10 protein-coding genes and 1 pseudogene are annotated in these 13,105 nt (G+C 66.7%); 9 read left to right on the forward strand and 2 right to left on the reverse strand.

Annotated elements, in window-relative coordinates; genetic code table 11:
* Positions 1-112 precede the first annotated feature (112 nt).
* A complete protein-coding gene (locus tag Q4E95_RS02470) occupies positions 113-877 on the reverse strand; it encodes an IclR family transcriptional regulator (RefSeq protein ID WP_303381795.1) in 765 nt (254 codons plus the stop codon).
* Positions 878-1,078: 201 nt separating this feature from the next.
* Between Q4E95_RS02470 and Q4E95_RS02475 the strand changes: the two genes are divergently transcribed.
* The 4 genes from Q4E95_RS02475 to Q4E95_RS02490 all read left to right on the forward strand — a co-directional run bounded on the left by Q4E95_RS02475 (position 1,079) and on the right by Q4E95_RS02490 (position 6,510).
* Positions 1,079-2,473, forward strand: coding sequence for an NAD-dependent malic enzyme (locus Q4E95_RS02475; RefSeq protein WP_303381796.1), 1,395 nt, complete (start codon positions 1,079-1,081; stop codon positions 2,471-2,473).
* A 142-nt stretch (positions 2,474-2,615) separates the two neighbouring features.
* Entirely contained in the window at positions 2,616-4,223 is a 1,608-nt protein-coding gene (gene aceB / locus Q4E95_RS02480) for a malate synthase A (protein ID WP_303381797.1), read from the forward strand.
* Positions 4,220-5,656 (forward strand): aldolase, encoded by a 1,437-nt coding sequence (locus Q4E95_RS02485; protein WP_303381798.1) that lies wholly within the window; start codon positions 4,220-4,222, stop codon positions 5,654-5,656. Before aceB ends, Q4E95_RS02485 begins: the two co-directional genes overlap by 4 nt.
* On the forward strand, positions 5,653-6,510 hold the full coding sequence (locus tag Q4E95_RS02490) for a bifunctional allantoicase/(S)-ureidoglycine aminohydrolase (RefSeq protein ID WP_303381799.1): 858 nt from the start codon (positions 5,653-5,655) through the stop codon (positions 6,508-6,510). The genes Q4E95_RS02485 and Q4E95_RS02490 overlap by 4 nt, the downstream gene beginning before the upstream one ends.
* A 19-nt stretch (positions 6,511-6,529) precedes the next feature.
* Here the strand turns inward: Q4E95_RS02490 and Q4E95_RS02495 are convergent, their stop codons facing one another.
* A complete protein-coding gene (locus tag Q4E95_RS02495) occupies positions 6,530-7,576 on the reverse strand; it encodes an NAD(P)-dependent alcohol dehydrogenase (protein WP_303381800.1) in 1,047 nt (348 codons plus the stop codon).
* A 263-nt stretch (positions 7,577-7,839) separates the two neighbouring features.
* Here Q4E95_RS02495 and Q4E95_RS02500 point away from each other — a divergent pair, with 263 nt between their 5' ends.
* The 5 genes and pseudogenes from Q4E95_RS02500 to Q4E95_RS02520 form a co-directional block, all read left to right on the forward strand.
* On the forward strand, positions 7,840-8,625 hold the full coding sequence (locus tag Q4E95_RS02500; protein ID WP_303381801.1) for a hydroxypyruvate isomerase family protein: 786 nt from the start codon (positions 7,840-7,842) through the stop codon (positions 8,623-8,625).
* Between the two features lie 111 nt (positions 8,626-8,736).
* Positions 8,737-9,642 (forward strand): annotated as a pseudogene (locus Q4E95_RS02505) (2-hydroxy-3-oxopropionate reductase); the annotation flags it as partial.
* Positions 9,643-9,696: 54 nt separating this feature from the next.
* Entirely contained in the window at positions 9,697-11,472 is a 1,776-nt protein-coding gene (gene gcl, locus Q4E95_RS02510; protein ID WP_303381802.1) for a glyoxylate carboligase, read from the forward strand.
* A gap of 107 nt (positions 11,473-11,579) precedes the next feature.
* A complete protein-coding gene (locus Q4E95_RS02515) occupies positions 11,580-12,734 on the forward strand; it encodes a glycerate kinase (protein ID WP_303381803.1) in 1,155 nt (384 codons plus the stop codon).
* Between the two features lie 50 nt (positions 12,735-12,784).
* Positions 12,785-13,105: hypothetical protein (locus tag Q4E95_RS02520; protein WP_368660305.1), on the forward strand; the 321-nt coding region annotated here is incomplete at its 3' end.

Consider the following 13,105-nt stretch of genomic DNA (forward strand, 5'->3'; position numbering starts at 1 on the left):
GGGACCTCCGGCAACGCCGGCGGGGATGCCTGATCCCACCCGGTTTCGCCGCGGCCCCCAAAGATCGGGGGCCGCGGCGGCGTCGTCAAAGCTGTCGTTGCCTCGGAAGGCGTCAGGAACCCGTCGGCACGAACTGACGGGACAATTCCTCGGCCGCGGTGCGCAGCAGCGGCACCGCGCGATCACCGAAGTCCCAGTCCACGCGCGTAGTGGGCCCGGAGACCGAGATCGCGGTGGGTGTGGGGGCGTTGGGCAGCGCCATGGAGAAACAGCGCACGCCGACCTCCTGCTCCTCGTCGTCAATGGCGTAACCGCGCTCGCGTATCTTCTCGAGATCGTCGAGCAGAGCGTCCACGGTCCCCAGGCTCTTGGGTGTAGGGGTGGGCATGCCCATCGAGTGCACAATGGAGACCACTTGCTCATCCGGGAGCGTGGCCAGGATGGCCTTGCCCACACCCGTGTTGTGCAGGGGCGCACGGCGGCCGACCTCGGTGAACATGCGCATCGCTTGCGAGGACTGCGCCTGGCCCACGTACACGACCATCCGGCCGTCGAGCACGGCCATGTTGGCCGATTCACCCAGCGCCTGGACCAGTTGCTGCAGCACCGGCTGAGCGTAGGTTCCCAATTGCAGGCTGGCGGTGTAGCCCAAACGGATCAGGCCAGGACCCAGCGCATAACTGCGGTTGGGCAACTGGCGCACGTACCCCAAAGGCACGAGGGTGCGCAGCAAGCGGTGGATGGTGGGCAGTGGGAGCTCGGCCTTGTGCGCCAGATCGCTCAGGGAGGACTCGCCCCCGGAAGCGGTGATGATGTTCAAGAGGTCGAACACTCGCTCGACCGACTGGACTCCTCCCCCGCTCTTGCCTTCTGCCATGGTGCCAACTCGCTTTCCGTCATGGACGGATAACCCTGTTCGGGCGGTCCATCCGATGTCACCATGTGAAATAACTCTCACACGGGTCTTGTCTTTCGTTCCAGACTACATCTACGATTCAATAAGTGGAAACTTTTTTCCACAATGCGGATACTAAAATGGAGCGAGGGTTCCGCTCGGTCTGAAAGGAACGTCATACAGATGTCTACACCCAGCCCCGGATACTCCATGGTTCTGCGCGTTGAAGCGCCCGCCACATTCACCTCGACCAGTGAAATCACCACCGCCGCCTCCGCTGCCGGCGCCCAGGTCACCGCGTTGGACATTGTCGAATCGCACCCCACCAGCGTAGTGATCGACATCAGCTGCAATGTCTCCAACGCCGAACACCGCGACGAAGTCCGGGATGCACTCAACGCCCTGGAGGGCGTGAACGTCCACAAGATCTCCGACCGCACCTTCCTGATCCACCTGGGCGGCAAGATCGAGGTCACCCCGCGGGTCTCCCTGCGTAACCGCGATGACCTCTCCCGCGCCTACACCCCCGGTGTGGCCCGCGTGTGCATGGCCATTGCCGAGAACCCGGAGGACGCTCGCCGTCTGACCATCAAGCGCAACACCGTGGCCGTGGTGACCGATGGCACCGCCGTGCTCGGCCTGGGTGACATCGGCCCCGCCGCAGCCCTTCCCGTCATGGAGGGCAAGGCCGCGCTCTTCAAGGCCTTTGCGGACGTTGACGCCTGGCCCGTGTGCCTGGACACCAAGGACACGGAAGAAATCATCAGCATCGTCAAGGCCATGGCCCCGGTGTACGGCGGTGTGAACCTCGAGGACATCGCGGCTCCGCGCTGCTTCGAGATCGAGGCCCGCCTGCGCGAAGAACTCGACATCCCCGTCTTCCACGACGACCAGCACGGCACCGCCATCGTGACCCTGGCCGCCCTCTACAACGCCCTGCGCGTGGTGGACAAGAAGATCGAGGACGTCAAGGTGGTCGTCTCCGGTGTGGGCGCCGCCGGCAACGCCATCATCCAGTTGCTGCTCGCCAACGGCGTGGCCAACGTGATCGCGTGCTCGCGCAAGGGCGCCATCCATTCCGGCGAGACCTACACCGATCCCCACCGCACATGGCTGGCCGAGAACACCAACAAGAACAACTTCTCCGGTTCGCTCAAGGAAGCCGTGGCCGGTGCGGACGTCTTCATCGGCGTGTCCGCCCCCAACGTTCTGGACGGTGCCGATATCGCCACCATGGCCGATGACGCCATTGTGTTCGCCATGGCCAACCCTGACCCCGAGGTGCACCCGGCCGAGGCGGCCGAGCACGCCGCCGTGGTCGCCACCGGCCGCAGCGACTTCCCGAACCAGATCAACAACGTGCTCGCCTTCCCCGGTCTGTTCCGCGGCCTGCTGGACGCCGGAGCCTCGGACATCACCTCCGAGATGCTCGTGGCCGCGGCCAAGGCCATTGCGGACTGTGTGGAACCGGACGAGCGCAACGCGAGCTTCATCGTCCCCAGCGTGTTCGACCCCAACGTGGCCCCGGCCGTGGCGGAAGCGGTCAAGAACACCGCGCTGGGCGAGGGCGGCCAGTAACGCGGCACCCTGACGGGCGGCGTCGTCGCCGTTCACAAGACGACGACGCCGCCCGCCCACCGTTTCGAGCAAGTCCACGCACCACCGGCACGACAGCACCACCCGCACTACCAGCACCACCCGAAATTTTCAGGAGGCAACCATGACCATCACCCACAACACCCCGCACAACGTGGCCGCGGCCAGCGAGATCCTCTCCGACGAGGCCCTGGCGTTCATCGAGGCACTGCACGAGAAGTTCAACGACCGCCGCGAAGAGCTGCTGGGCAAGCGCGAAACCGCACGCGAGCAGGCCGCTTCAACCGGCACCCTAGACTTCCCGGAGGAAACCCGCCAGGTGCGCGAGGGTGACTGGAAGGTTGCCCCGGCACCCCGGGCGCTACAGAACCGCCGCGTGGAAATGACCGGCCCCGCAACGCCGGCCAAGATGGCCATCAATGCGCTGAACTCCGGTGCCAAGGTGTGGCTGGCCGATCTCGAGGACGCCGCGAGCCCCAGCTGGGCCAACCAGATCGACGCGATCGCCAATCTGCGCGACGCCGCCCGCGGCACCCTGGCCTTCACCTCACCGGAGGGCAAGGAGTACACGCTGCGCGAGGATGTGCCGCTCGCCGTGGTCGTGACCCGCCCGCGCGGCTGGCACCTGCCCGAGCACAACATCACCGTGAACGGCACGGAAGGCTCCGGTTCGCTCACGGACTTCGGCCTGCACTTCTTCCACACCGCCAAGCAGCTGGTGGACAACGGCCACGGTCCGTACTACTACCTGCCCAAGATGGAGTCCTACCTCGAGGCGCGGCTGTGGAACGACGTGTTCACGTTCGCCGAGGAATACCTGGGCATCGAGCACGGCACCATTCGCGCCACGGTGCTCATCGAGACCATTCCCGCCGCGTTCCAAATGGACGAGATCCTCTACGAACTGCGTGACCACGCTTCCGGTCTCAACGCCGGCCGGTGGGATTACCTGTTCTCGATCATCAAGTACTTCCGTGACGCCGGTGAGAAGTTCATCCTGGCCGACCGTTCCGCGGTTACCATGACCGCGCCGCTGATGCGCGCCTACACCGAGCTGCTCGTGCAGACCTGCCACAAGCGCGGCGCATTCGCGATGGGCGGCATGGCCGCGTTCATCCCGTCCCGCAAGGACCAAGAGGTCAACCGCGCGGCCTTCGAGAAGGTCCGCAGCGACAAGACCCGCGAAGCCAACGACGGCTTCGACGGCTCCTGGGTGGCCCACCCGGACCTCGTTCCCGTGTGCCTGGAAGTTTTCGACGGCGTGCTCGGCGACAACCCCAACCAGGTGGACCGCCAGCGCCCGGAGGTCTCCGTGACCCCCGAGCAGCTGCTGGACGTCCCCTCCGCCGGCGATCAGCGCACCGAGGCGGAGCTCAACGCCAATCTTTACGTGGCCATCCGCTACATTGCGGTCTGGTTGTCCGGCAACGGCGCCGTGGCCATTCACAACCTCATGGAGGATGCTGCCACCGCGGAAATCTCCCGCTCCCAGATCTGGCAGCAGATCAAGAACGGTGTGGTCTACACCGACACCGGAAACACCGCAACACGCGAGCTGGTCGCCGACGCCCTGGAGAAGCAGTTGGACGCCCTCAAGGAAGAAATCGATGCGGAGAACTACGAGAAGTGGTTCGTCCCGGCGGGCAAGCTCATCTCCGACATGGTACTGAGCGACAACTACCCGGACTTCCTGACCCTGCCCGCGTATGACCTCATGGAAGGGGCCAAATGACACAATCCATTCTCGGGGTGCACGTCGCCTCCGCTGCCCCCGCCGACGCCGCGCTGGGCGGCTCGGCGGGGGTCCTCCCGGCCGGAGCGAGCCTGCCGACCGCGTTCTACCAGCGGGCGGATCTGGTGCTCGCCGGCACCGACGCTGACCTCGCCCGGTTCTTCCCGGGTGACTCCGGGGTCCGCCAGCCCGTACACACGTGCTACGTCCCGGCAGACCTCGTCACCGTGGACACCCCCGCCTCATGGGGTCGCGCTGCACAGGCCGCCGCCGATGAATCGGGCGGGCTCCGGATACTCGCCGAGCTGGCTGGTCTGACCGGGGACGGCGTGAGCGACGTCGTGGATCGTGTGGCCGCCAAGCTGCAGACCGAGCCGATCGAAGATCTGCGACTGGATCTCGAGGACGGTTTCGGCAATCGTTCCGACGGCGAAGAAGATGCCGCCGCGGCCCAGGCCGCGCGCACCGTGGCACAGTTCGCGATCAACCGGGCCAACGGCTCCGCGCCGGCCCCGGCCTTCGCGGGCATCCGTTTCAAATGCTTTGAAGGGGCAACCCGCGCCCGTGGCCTGCGGTCCCTGGATGTTTTCGTCAGCACCCTGGTGCGCGAGGGCGGTCTCATCGAGGCGGGCGTGAGCTCTGACGGTTTGCCCGACGGACTCGTGCTGACGCTGCCCAAGGTTTCCTCCGTGGAACAGGTGCAGGTCATGGTCGATGCGTGCCAGGCGCTGGAGGATGCGCTGGGCCTGCCCAACGACCGGCTGCGCTTCGAGATCCAAATGGAAACGGCCCCCATGATCCTGGGACTGGACGGCACGTGCCTGATCCCCGCGATGCTGCGCGCCGCCGAGGGCCGTGCAACGTCATTGCACTACGGCACCTACGACTACTCGGCGTCCCTGGGCATCTCCGCGCAGTTCCAGTCCATGGAGCACCCTGCCGCGGACTTTGCCAAGAACGTCATGCAGGTGGCGGTGGCCGGAACCGGTGTGCACCTCTCGGACGGTTCCACCAACCAGTTGCCCGTGGGCGACGCCGCCCAGCGCCGCGAGTCCTGGGCGCTGCACGCACGACTGGTCCACCGGTCCCTGGAGCGCGGGTACTACCAGGGCTGGGATCTGCACGCCCACCAGCTGCCCACGCGCTTTCTCACCAATTACGCGTTCTACCGCGATGGGTTCCGCGCCGCCGCCCACCGCCTGGAGGTCTACTCCCGTCGGTCGGTACCCGGCATCGAAGCCGCAGACGTTGCCGACGAACCCGCCACCGCTCGCGCCCTGGCCCGCTACATCCTGCGCGGCACGCTGTGCGGCGCGGTGACCGAGGACGAGCTGCGCGCCGCCGGCTTGACCCGGGAAACGGTGAGCTCGGTCGCGAAGACGGGCGTGGCGGCGTCGAACGCTGAACATTCTGAATTAGGAGGAACTCAATGAGCGAACGCACGTACTGGGCAACCCACGGCGGCCACCCGCCGCAGACCGATCTGCTGACCGACCGGGCCATGTTCAAGGAGGCCTACGCGGTGATTCCGCGGGGCACGCAGCGGGACATCGTGACCTCGTTCCTGCCGCATTGGGAAGGCACCCGGCTGTGGGTGCTCGCTCGGCCGCTGACCGGTTTCGCGGAGACATTCTCCCAGTACCTCATGGAGGTCTCTCCCGGCGGCGGCTCGGACAAGCCCGAGGACGATCCGGATGCGGAGGCGGTGGTGTTCGTCATGGAGGGCTCCCTCGAGCTGACCCTGGGTGACGAGCCCGGTGACGACGACGTTCACACCCTCGACCCCGGTGGCTACGCGTTCATTGCCCCCGGTGAGACGTGGACCGTGCACAACCGCGGCTCCGAGGAGACTCGGTTCATGTGGGTGCGTAAGCGCTATCAGAAGGTCGCGGGCATCGAGAAGCCGGAATCTTTCGTGACCAATGACCAGGATGTGGAGCCCACCCCCATGCCCGGCACCGAGGGCCGCTGGGCCACCTCGCGTTTTGTGGATCCGGCGGACGTGCGACACGACATGCACGTGACCATCGTGACGTTCCTGCCCGGCGGGATCATCCCGTTCGCGGAGACCCACGTGATGGAACACGGGCTCTACGTGCTCGAGGGTCAGGCGGTGTACCGCCTCAACGAGGACTGGGTCGAGGTGCAGGAGGGCGACTTCATGTGGCTGCGCGCCTTCTGCCCGCAGGCCTGCTACGCCGGGGGCCCCAAACCCTTCCGCTACCTGCTGTACAAGGACGTCAACCGCCACGCCCCGCTGACGCTGGGAGGCCATGCGGGGCGCTGACGCTTGAGAGCTCAGGACCTCAGAACGTCTTGGCGTCGACGACGAAGCGGTAGCGCACGTCCGAGCCCACCACGCGGTCGTAGGCGTCGTTGATGTCATCGGCCTTGATGAGTTCGATCTCCGCGCTCACGCCGTGCTCACCGCAGAAGTCGAGCATCTCCTGGGTCTCGCGGATGCCGCCGATGTTGGAACCGGTCAGGGACTTGCGGCCGCCGATGAGCGAGGGGGCGCTCACCTCGAGGGCTTCGGTGGGCAGACCCAGTAGCACCATGGCGCCGTGCGGGCGCAGGGTGGCCATGAACTCCTGCACGTCGATGTGCGCCGAGACGGTGTTGATGATGACGTCGAACGCGCCCTTGTGGTTCTTGAGCGCTTCGGGGTCCTCCTTGCGGGCGATCCAGTCGGTGGCGCCGAAGCGGCGGCCATCCTCTTCCTTGGAACGGGTCTGGCTGATCACGGTCACCTCCGCGCCCATGGCCTTCGCAAGCTTGACAGCCACGTGCCCCAGGCCGCCCATGCCCACCACGGCCACCTTGGAGCCCTCGGTGACGCCCCATGTGCGCAGCGGGGAGTACGTGGTGATGCCGGCGCACAGCAGCGGCGTGGTGGCAGCCGGATCGAGGTTCTCGGGGATGTGCAGCGCGAACGCCTCGGATACCACGATTTCCGTGGCGTAGCCGCCGTCCGTGGGCCGCCCGTCGAAGCGGTCCACACCGTTGTACGTGCCCACGGCGTTGGGGCAGTTGTTCTCCTCGCCCTTCAGGCACCACTCGCACTCGCGGCAGGAATCGACGAGGCATCCCACGCCCGCGCGCTCACCTTCGGCGAATTTCGAGACCTCGGATCCCACCTCGGTGACGCGGCCGATGATCTCGTGGCCCGGGACCATGGGGAAATCGATCGGTCCCCATTCCTCACGCACGGTGTGGATGTCCGAGTGGCAGATCCCCGCGAACTCGATCTCAATGCGGATGTCGTCCGGGCGCAGGTCCCGGCGCTCAATGGTGCCCTTCTCCAGAGGGGCCCCGGAAGCAACGGCCTGATAGGCAGCAACGTTAGTAGTCATGGGAGGTGACTGTAGACCCCCATTGAGGGGTACGTCATGCCGGGGGAAAGTGGTTCGCCGTGGGCGTCAGTGCTCCCCCGGGCTCGGGCGGCACGGGGACGGGTTACATTTCCCAGCCGGTCAGCGGGAGGCACCGCGAGAAACATCTCACACCAGAGGTTGACGTAGGTCACACTCGGATCTAGTATTTTCACTAGATAAAAGTTAGATTCCACAATCCGAAATCCAGGCACCCGCGAGGGCCGCCGCACAGGAGGAACACCGTGAGCTACACCGTCAACTCGTCGATCCTGCTGACCGATCTCCCGATCAACGACCGCCCGCAAGCCGTGGCCTCCGCCGGCTTCACCCGCGCCGAGTTCTGGTGGCCGTTCCCCACGCCCACCCCGTCGGAGGCCGAGATCCAAGAATTCGTGGCCGCGCTCAAGAACGCCGGCGTCCAATTGACCGGGTTGAACTTCTACGCCGGTGACATGCCCGGCGGCGAGCGCGGCGTGCTCTCCCAGCCGGCCCGCTCGGAAGAGTTTCGGGCCAATATCAACGCCGTGGTGAAGATTGCCCAAGCCACAGGCTGCACGGCGTTCAACGCGCTTTACGGCAACCGTTTGGATGGCGAGGACGCCGCGAAACAGGACCGGATCGGCGTCGAAAACCTGCAGCGCGCAGCGGATGCCGTGGCGCCCCTGGGCGGCGTGGTACTGCTCGAACCCGTCTCCGGAACCGAGGCCTACCCGCTCAAGACCGCCGCGGACGCCCTGGCCATCATCGAGAAGGTGGGCCGCGACAACGTCAAGCTGCTGGCCGACTTCTACCACTTGGCCGTCAACGGTGACGATGTGGAGCGCGTCATCGAGGATCACGCCGCCGACTTCGGGCACATCCAGATCGCCGACAACCCCGGCCGCAACGAACCCGGCACCGGTGAGCTACCGCTCGAGACGTGGATCGACCGCTCCCGCGAGCTCGGCTACGACGGCGTGATCGGCCTGGAGTACAAGGCTTCGCAGGAGGATCCCTTCGCGTGGCTGCCCCGCGAGAAGCGCGCCTGATCCGGCCGCGCCCGCGAACATCGCGCCACAAGCAGCGCACGGACCTAGCGCGGCGAGCAGCAGCGAGCGGCGCACCACGACCAAACACCAGCTACACCCGCGGATCACCGCAGAACGTCTAAGGAGAACATCATGGCCAAGGTTGCAGTTATCGGACTGGGCATCATGGGCCTTCCCATGGCCAAGAACCTCGTCACGGCCGGCCACCAGGTGACCGGGTACAACCGCTCCCCCGAAAAGGCTCAAGAACTTGCCCAGGCGGGCGGCACCGCTGCCGGCTCCGTGGCCGAGGCCGTCAAGGACGCCGAGGTCATCATCACCATGGTTCCGGACTCCCCGGACGTCCAGGACGTGGTGGAGGGTGCGGACGGCGTCTTCGCCAACGCCCCGAAGGGCGCCCTGTGGATCGACGCGTCCACCATTCGCCCGGACGTGGCCGTGAACCTGGCCGGCGCGGCTCGCGAGGCCGGCATCCGCCCGCTGGACGCCCCGGTCTCCGGTGGCGAACAGGGCGCGATCAACGCAGCACTGTCCATCATGGTGGGCGGCGAAGCCACCGATTTCGAAGCAGCCCAGGAAGTCCTCAATGGCGTGGGCAAGACCATCGTGCACGTGGGCCCCTCCGGCTCCGGTCAGACGGTCAAGGCCGCCAACCAGCTCATTGTGGCCGGCAACATCCAGTTGCTCGCCGAGTCGGTCGTGTTCCTCGAGGCCTACGGCGTGGACACCGATGCCGCTCTGAAGGTCCTCGGCGGTGGCCTGGCCGGCTCCAAGGTTCTTGATCAAAAGGGACAGAAGATGCTCGATCGCAACTTCGATCCCGGTTTCCGCCTGGCCCTGCACCACAAGGACATGGGCATCGTCACCGCCGCCGCACGCGAGGCCGGCGTCACCATCCCGTTGGGCGCGGTCGTCGCCCAGCTGGTCTCCGCCCTGGTCGCCCGCGGCGACGGCGGCCTGGACCACTCGGGGCTGTTCAAGCTCGCCCATGAACTCTCCGGCGGCGATGAGAAGTAAGTGCCCGGCCCACGCGGGCCCGGCGGTCCGACACAAGATTTCAAGGAGAACATCATGACCAAGATGCGTACGGTGGACGCCATTGTCGCCATCCTGAAGAAGGAAGGCGCAACCGAGGCGTTCGGTTTACCCGGTGCGGCCATCAACCCGTTCTACTCGGCCATGCGTAACGACGGGGGTATCCGGCACACGCTGGCCCGCCATGTCGAGGGCGCCTCGCACATGGCCGACGGATACACCCGCGCCGCTCCCGGCAACATCGGCATTTGCGTGGGCACCTCGGGCCCCGCCGGCACCGACATGATCACCGGCCTCTACGCCGCAATTGCGGACTCCGTGCCGATTCTGTGCATCACCGGTCAGGCACCGGTGGCCAAGTTGCACAAGGAAGATTTCCAGGCCGTGGATATCGCCTCGATCGCCAAACCGGTGACCAAGATGGCGGTGACCGTGCTGGAGCCGGGTCAGATCCCGGGCACGTTCCAGCGTGCGTTCCACGAGATGCGCACGGGCCGCCCGGGTCCGGTGCTGATCGACCTGCCCCTGGACGTGCAGTTGGCCGAGATCGAGTTCGACATCGATCTCTACGAACCCCTGCCCGTGGCCAAGCCCGCGGCCACGCGCGCCCAGGCCGAACGCGCCCTGGACATGCTGTTCGCCTCGGAGCGCCCGCTGATCGTGGCCGGTGGCGGCGTCATCAACGCCAACGCGTCCGAGAAGCTGGTCGAGCTCGCCGAGGTGCTGGATGTTCCCGTGATCCCCACCCTGATGGGCTGGGGCGCCATCCCCGACGATCACCCGTTGATGGCCGGCATGGTGGGCCTGCAGACCTCGCACCGTTACGGCAACGAGACGTTCCTGGCCTCGGACTTCGTCCTGGGCATCGGTAACCGCTGGGCCAACCGCCACACCGGGTCCATTGACAAGTACACCGAGGGCCGCACGTTCGTGCACGTGGACATCGAACCCACCCAGATCGGTCGCGTGTTCTCGCCGGACCTGGGCATCGTCTCCGACGCCGACGCCGCCCTGACCGTGCTCCTCGAGGTGGCCAAGGAACGTAAGGGCAGGTTCTCCGTTCCCGATTACGGCGTGTGGGCCAAGGAATGCATCCAGCGCAAGGGCCAGCTCCAGCGCAAGACGCACTTCACCGAGGTGCCCATCAAACCGCAGCGCGTGTACGAGGAGATGAACTCGGCCTTCGGTCAGGACGTCACCTTCGTGTCCACAATCGGTCTGTCACAGATCGCCGGTGGCCAGTTCCTGCACGTGTACGGTCCACGCCGGTGGATCAACGCGGGTCAGGCCGGGCCCCTGGGTTGGACCGGTCCGGCCGCCCTGGGTGTGGTGCGCGGTAAGCCCGGCGAGACCGTGGTGGCCCTGTCCGGTGACTACGATTTCCAGTTCATGATCGAGGAGTTGGCCGTGGGCGCGCAGTTCAACCTGCCCTACATCCACGTGGTCGTGAACAACTCCTACCTGGGCCTGATCCGTCAGTCCCAGCGCGGGTTCAAGATGGAACAGAACGTGTCGCTGGCCTTCGACAACATCAACTCCCCGGAGACCCAGGGATACGGTGTGGATCACCTCAAGGTGGTCGAAGGCCTGGGGTGCAAGGCCGTGCGCGTGACCGATCCGGACAAGCTGCAGGAAGCGTTCGCCCAGGCCGACTCGCTGGCCCAGGAGCATCAGGTTCCCGTGGTGGTGGAGGTCATCCTGGAGAAGGTCACCAACATCTCCATGGGCACCGAGCTGGACAACGTGGTGGAGTTCGAGGAGCTGGCGGCACGCGGTGTGGACGCACCCACCGCCATCGCCCTGCTCGACTGACAACCTCGACCGACAACGGAGTGTTCTACTCTGTCCGATACCTCGCGGGCCGCTCACGGAATCCGTGCGCGGCCCGCGGTTCAGCTGATAATTTTCGGGAGGTTCTCGTGCGCATTGTGGTGGCACCAGACAAGTTCAAGGGCTCGGTCAGCGCCGAGGAGGCGGCCGCGCACATCGCAGCCGGGATCCGTGAGGCCCAGCCCCACGCCCAGGTCACGGTCCTGCCCGTGGCCGACGGCGGTGAGGGCACGCTGGACGCCGCGGTCACCGCCGGTTACACGCGCCACGACCTCACGGTCACCGGCCCGATCGGCGAACCCGTGGCGGCCGCGTGGGCCCGACTCGACGACACCGCCGTGGTCGAGATGTCCCTGGCCTCCGGCCTGGCCGCACTCCCCCACGATGAGAACGGCGATCCGATCCTCGCCGCTCGCGAGGCCACCAGCCGCGGCACCGGTGAATTGATTGCCGCAGCACTGGACACCGGCTGCACGCGGGTGATCCTGGGTGTGGGCGGCAGCGCCACCACGGACGGCGGCGCGGGCATGCTCGCCGGCCTGGGCGCCCGGCTCCTCGACGCAGCCGGCCACGAGATTCCCGACGGCGGCGCCGCCCTCGCGCAGTTGGCCACCGTAGATCTCTCCGGACTGCATCCGCGCGTCCCCGAGGCCCAGTTCGTCCTCGCGGCGGACGTGGACAACCCGCTCACCGGCGAGCGCGGTGCCGCCGCGGTCTTCGGCCCGCAGAAGGGCGCCTCCCAGCAGGACGTGTCCGAGCTCGACGCCGCCCTGGTCACTTTCCGCGATGTCCTTGCCGAGACCCTGGGAGACTCCGCACGCGATGCGGCTCAAGCTCCGGGCGCCGGTGCCGCCGGCGGCGTCGGCTACGCCGCGCTGGCCGTCTTGCATGCGACGCGAAGGCCGGGGATCGACGTCGTCCTCGACTTGGTGAACTTGGATCGAGCCGTAACCGGCGCTGACCTGTTGATCACCGGGGAAGGCAGCCTGGACGAGCAATCCCTGGGCGGCAAGACCCCGGTGGGTGTTTTGCGGGTCGGCCAGGCCCACGGCGTGCCCGTGATCGCCGTGTGCGGCCGCACCACGCTGGACCGCGAAACGCTGGAGGCCACCGGTTTCCGGGCAACGCATGCCCTCTCCGACCTGGCACCGGACGCCCACACCTCCATGCGTGAAGCACCCCGGCTGCTGCGTGAGGTGGGACACGCGGTAGCTTCAGAACTAGCCTCGACCTCGAACGGCTGAACGGCCCGCGCCGTCACCGTTCCCGCCCCTTCCGAAAGGACCTCCCCGTCATGAACGCGACCCCTCACCAGGGCAACAAGAACACCGGCGACACCAAGAACAACCGGCCCGCTGAGGACACGAACCAGCGCACCACGGATCCGCAGGAGAACGCCAAGCGCGCCACGGAGAGCGTGCAGGCCAAGGTGGCCGAGGCGGCGTCGAACCCCGAGGTCAATGCGTCCCCGCAGGATGTGGCCCAGGAGAACTCCCAGCTGGCCGTGACCGGGGAGCGCCGCGAAGAGGTCGAGTCCGCGCGCGCCGAGCAGATCAAGCTTGCCCACGAGGTCAACAGTGCCGAGCGCGTGCGCGAACTGATCCGCGCGTACAAG

The organism is Kocuria sp. (assembly GCF_030536815.1).
Classification (GTDB): Bacteria; Actinomycetota; Actinomycetes; order Actinomycetales; family Micrococcaceae; genus Kocuria; species Kocuria gwangalliensis.

Bases quoted from the DNA above. Each gene is read 5' to 3' on its own strand.
- Q4E95_RS02470 (WP_303381795.1), bottom strand. From the start codon at position 877: ATGGCAGAAGGCAAGAGCGGGGGAGGAGTCCAGTCGGTCGAGCGAGTG.
- Q4E95_RS02475 (WP_303381796.1), top strand. From the start codon at position 1,079: ATGTCTACACCCAGCCCCGGATACTCCATGGTTCTGCGCGTTGAAGCG.
- aceB (WP_303381797.1), top strand. From the start codon at position 2,616: ATGACCATCACCCACAACACCCCGCACAACGTGGCCGCGGCCAGCGAG.
- Q4E95_RS02485 (WP_303381798.1), top strand. From the start codon at position 4,220: ATGACACAATCCATTCTCGGGGTGCACGTCGCCTCCGCTGCCCCCGCC.
- Q4E95_RS02490 (WP_303381799.1), top strand. From the start codon at position 5,653: ATGAGCGAACGCACGTACTGGGCAACCCACGGCGGCCACCCGCCGCAG.
- Q4E95_RS02495 (WP_303381800.1), bottom strand. From the start codon at position 7,576: ATGACTACTAACGTTGCTGCCTATCAGGCCGTTGCTTCCGGGGCCCCT.
- gcl (WP_303381802.1), top strand. From the start codon at position 9,697: ATGACCAAGATGCGTACGGTGGACGCCATTGTCGCCATCCTGAAGAAG.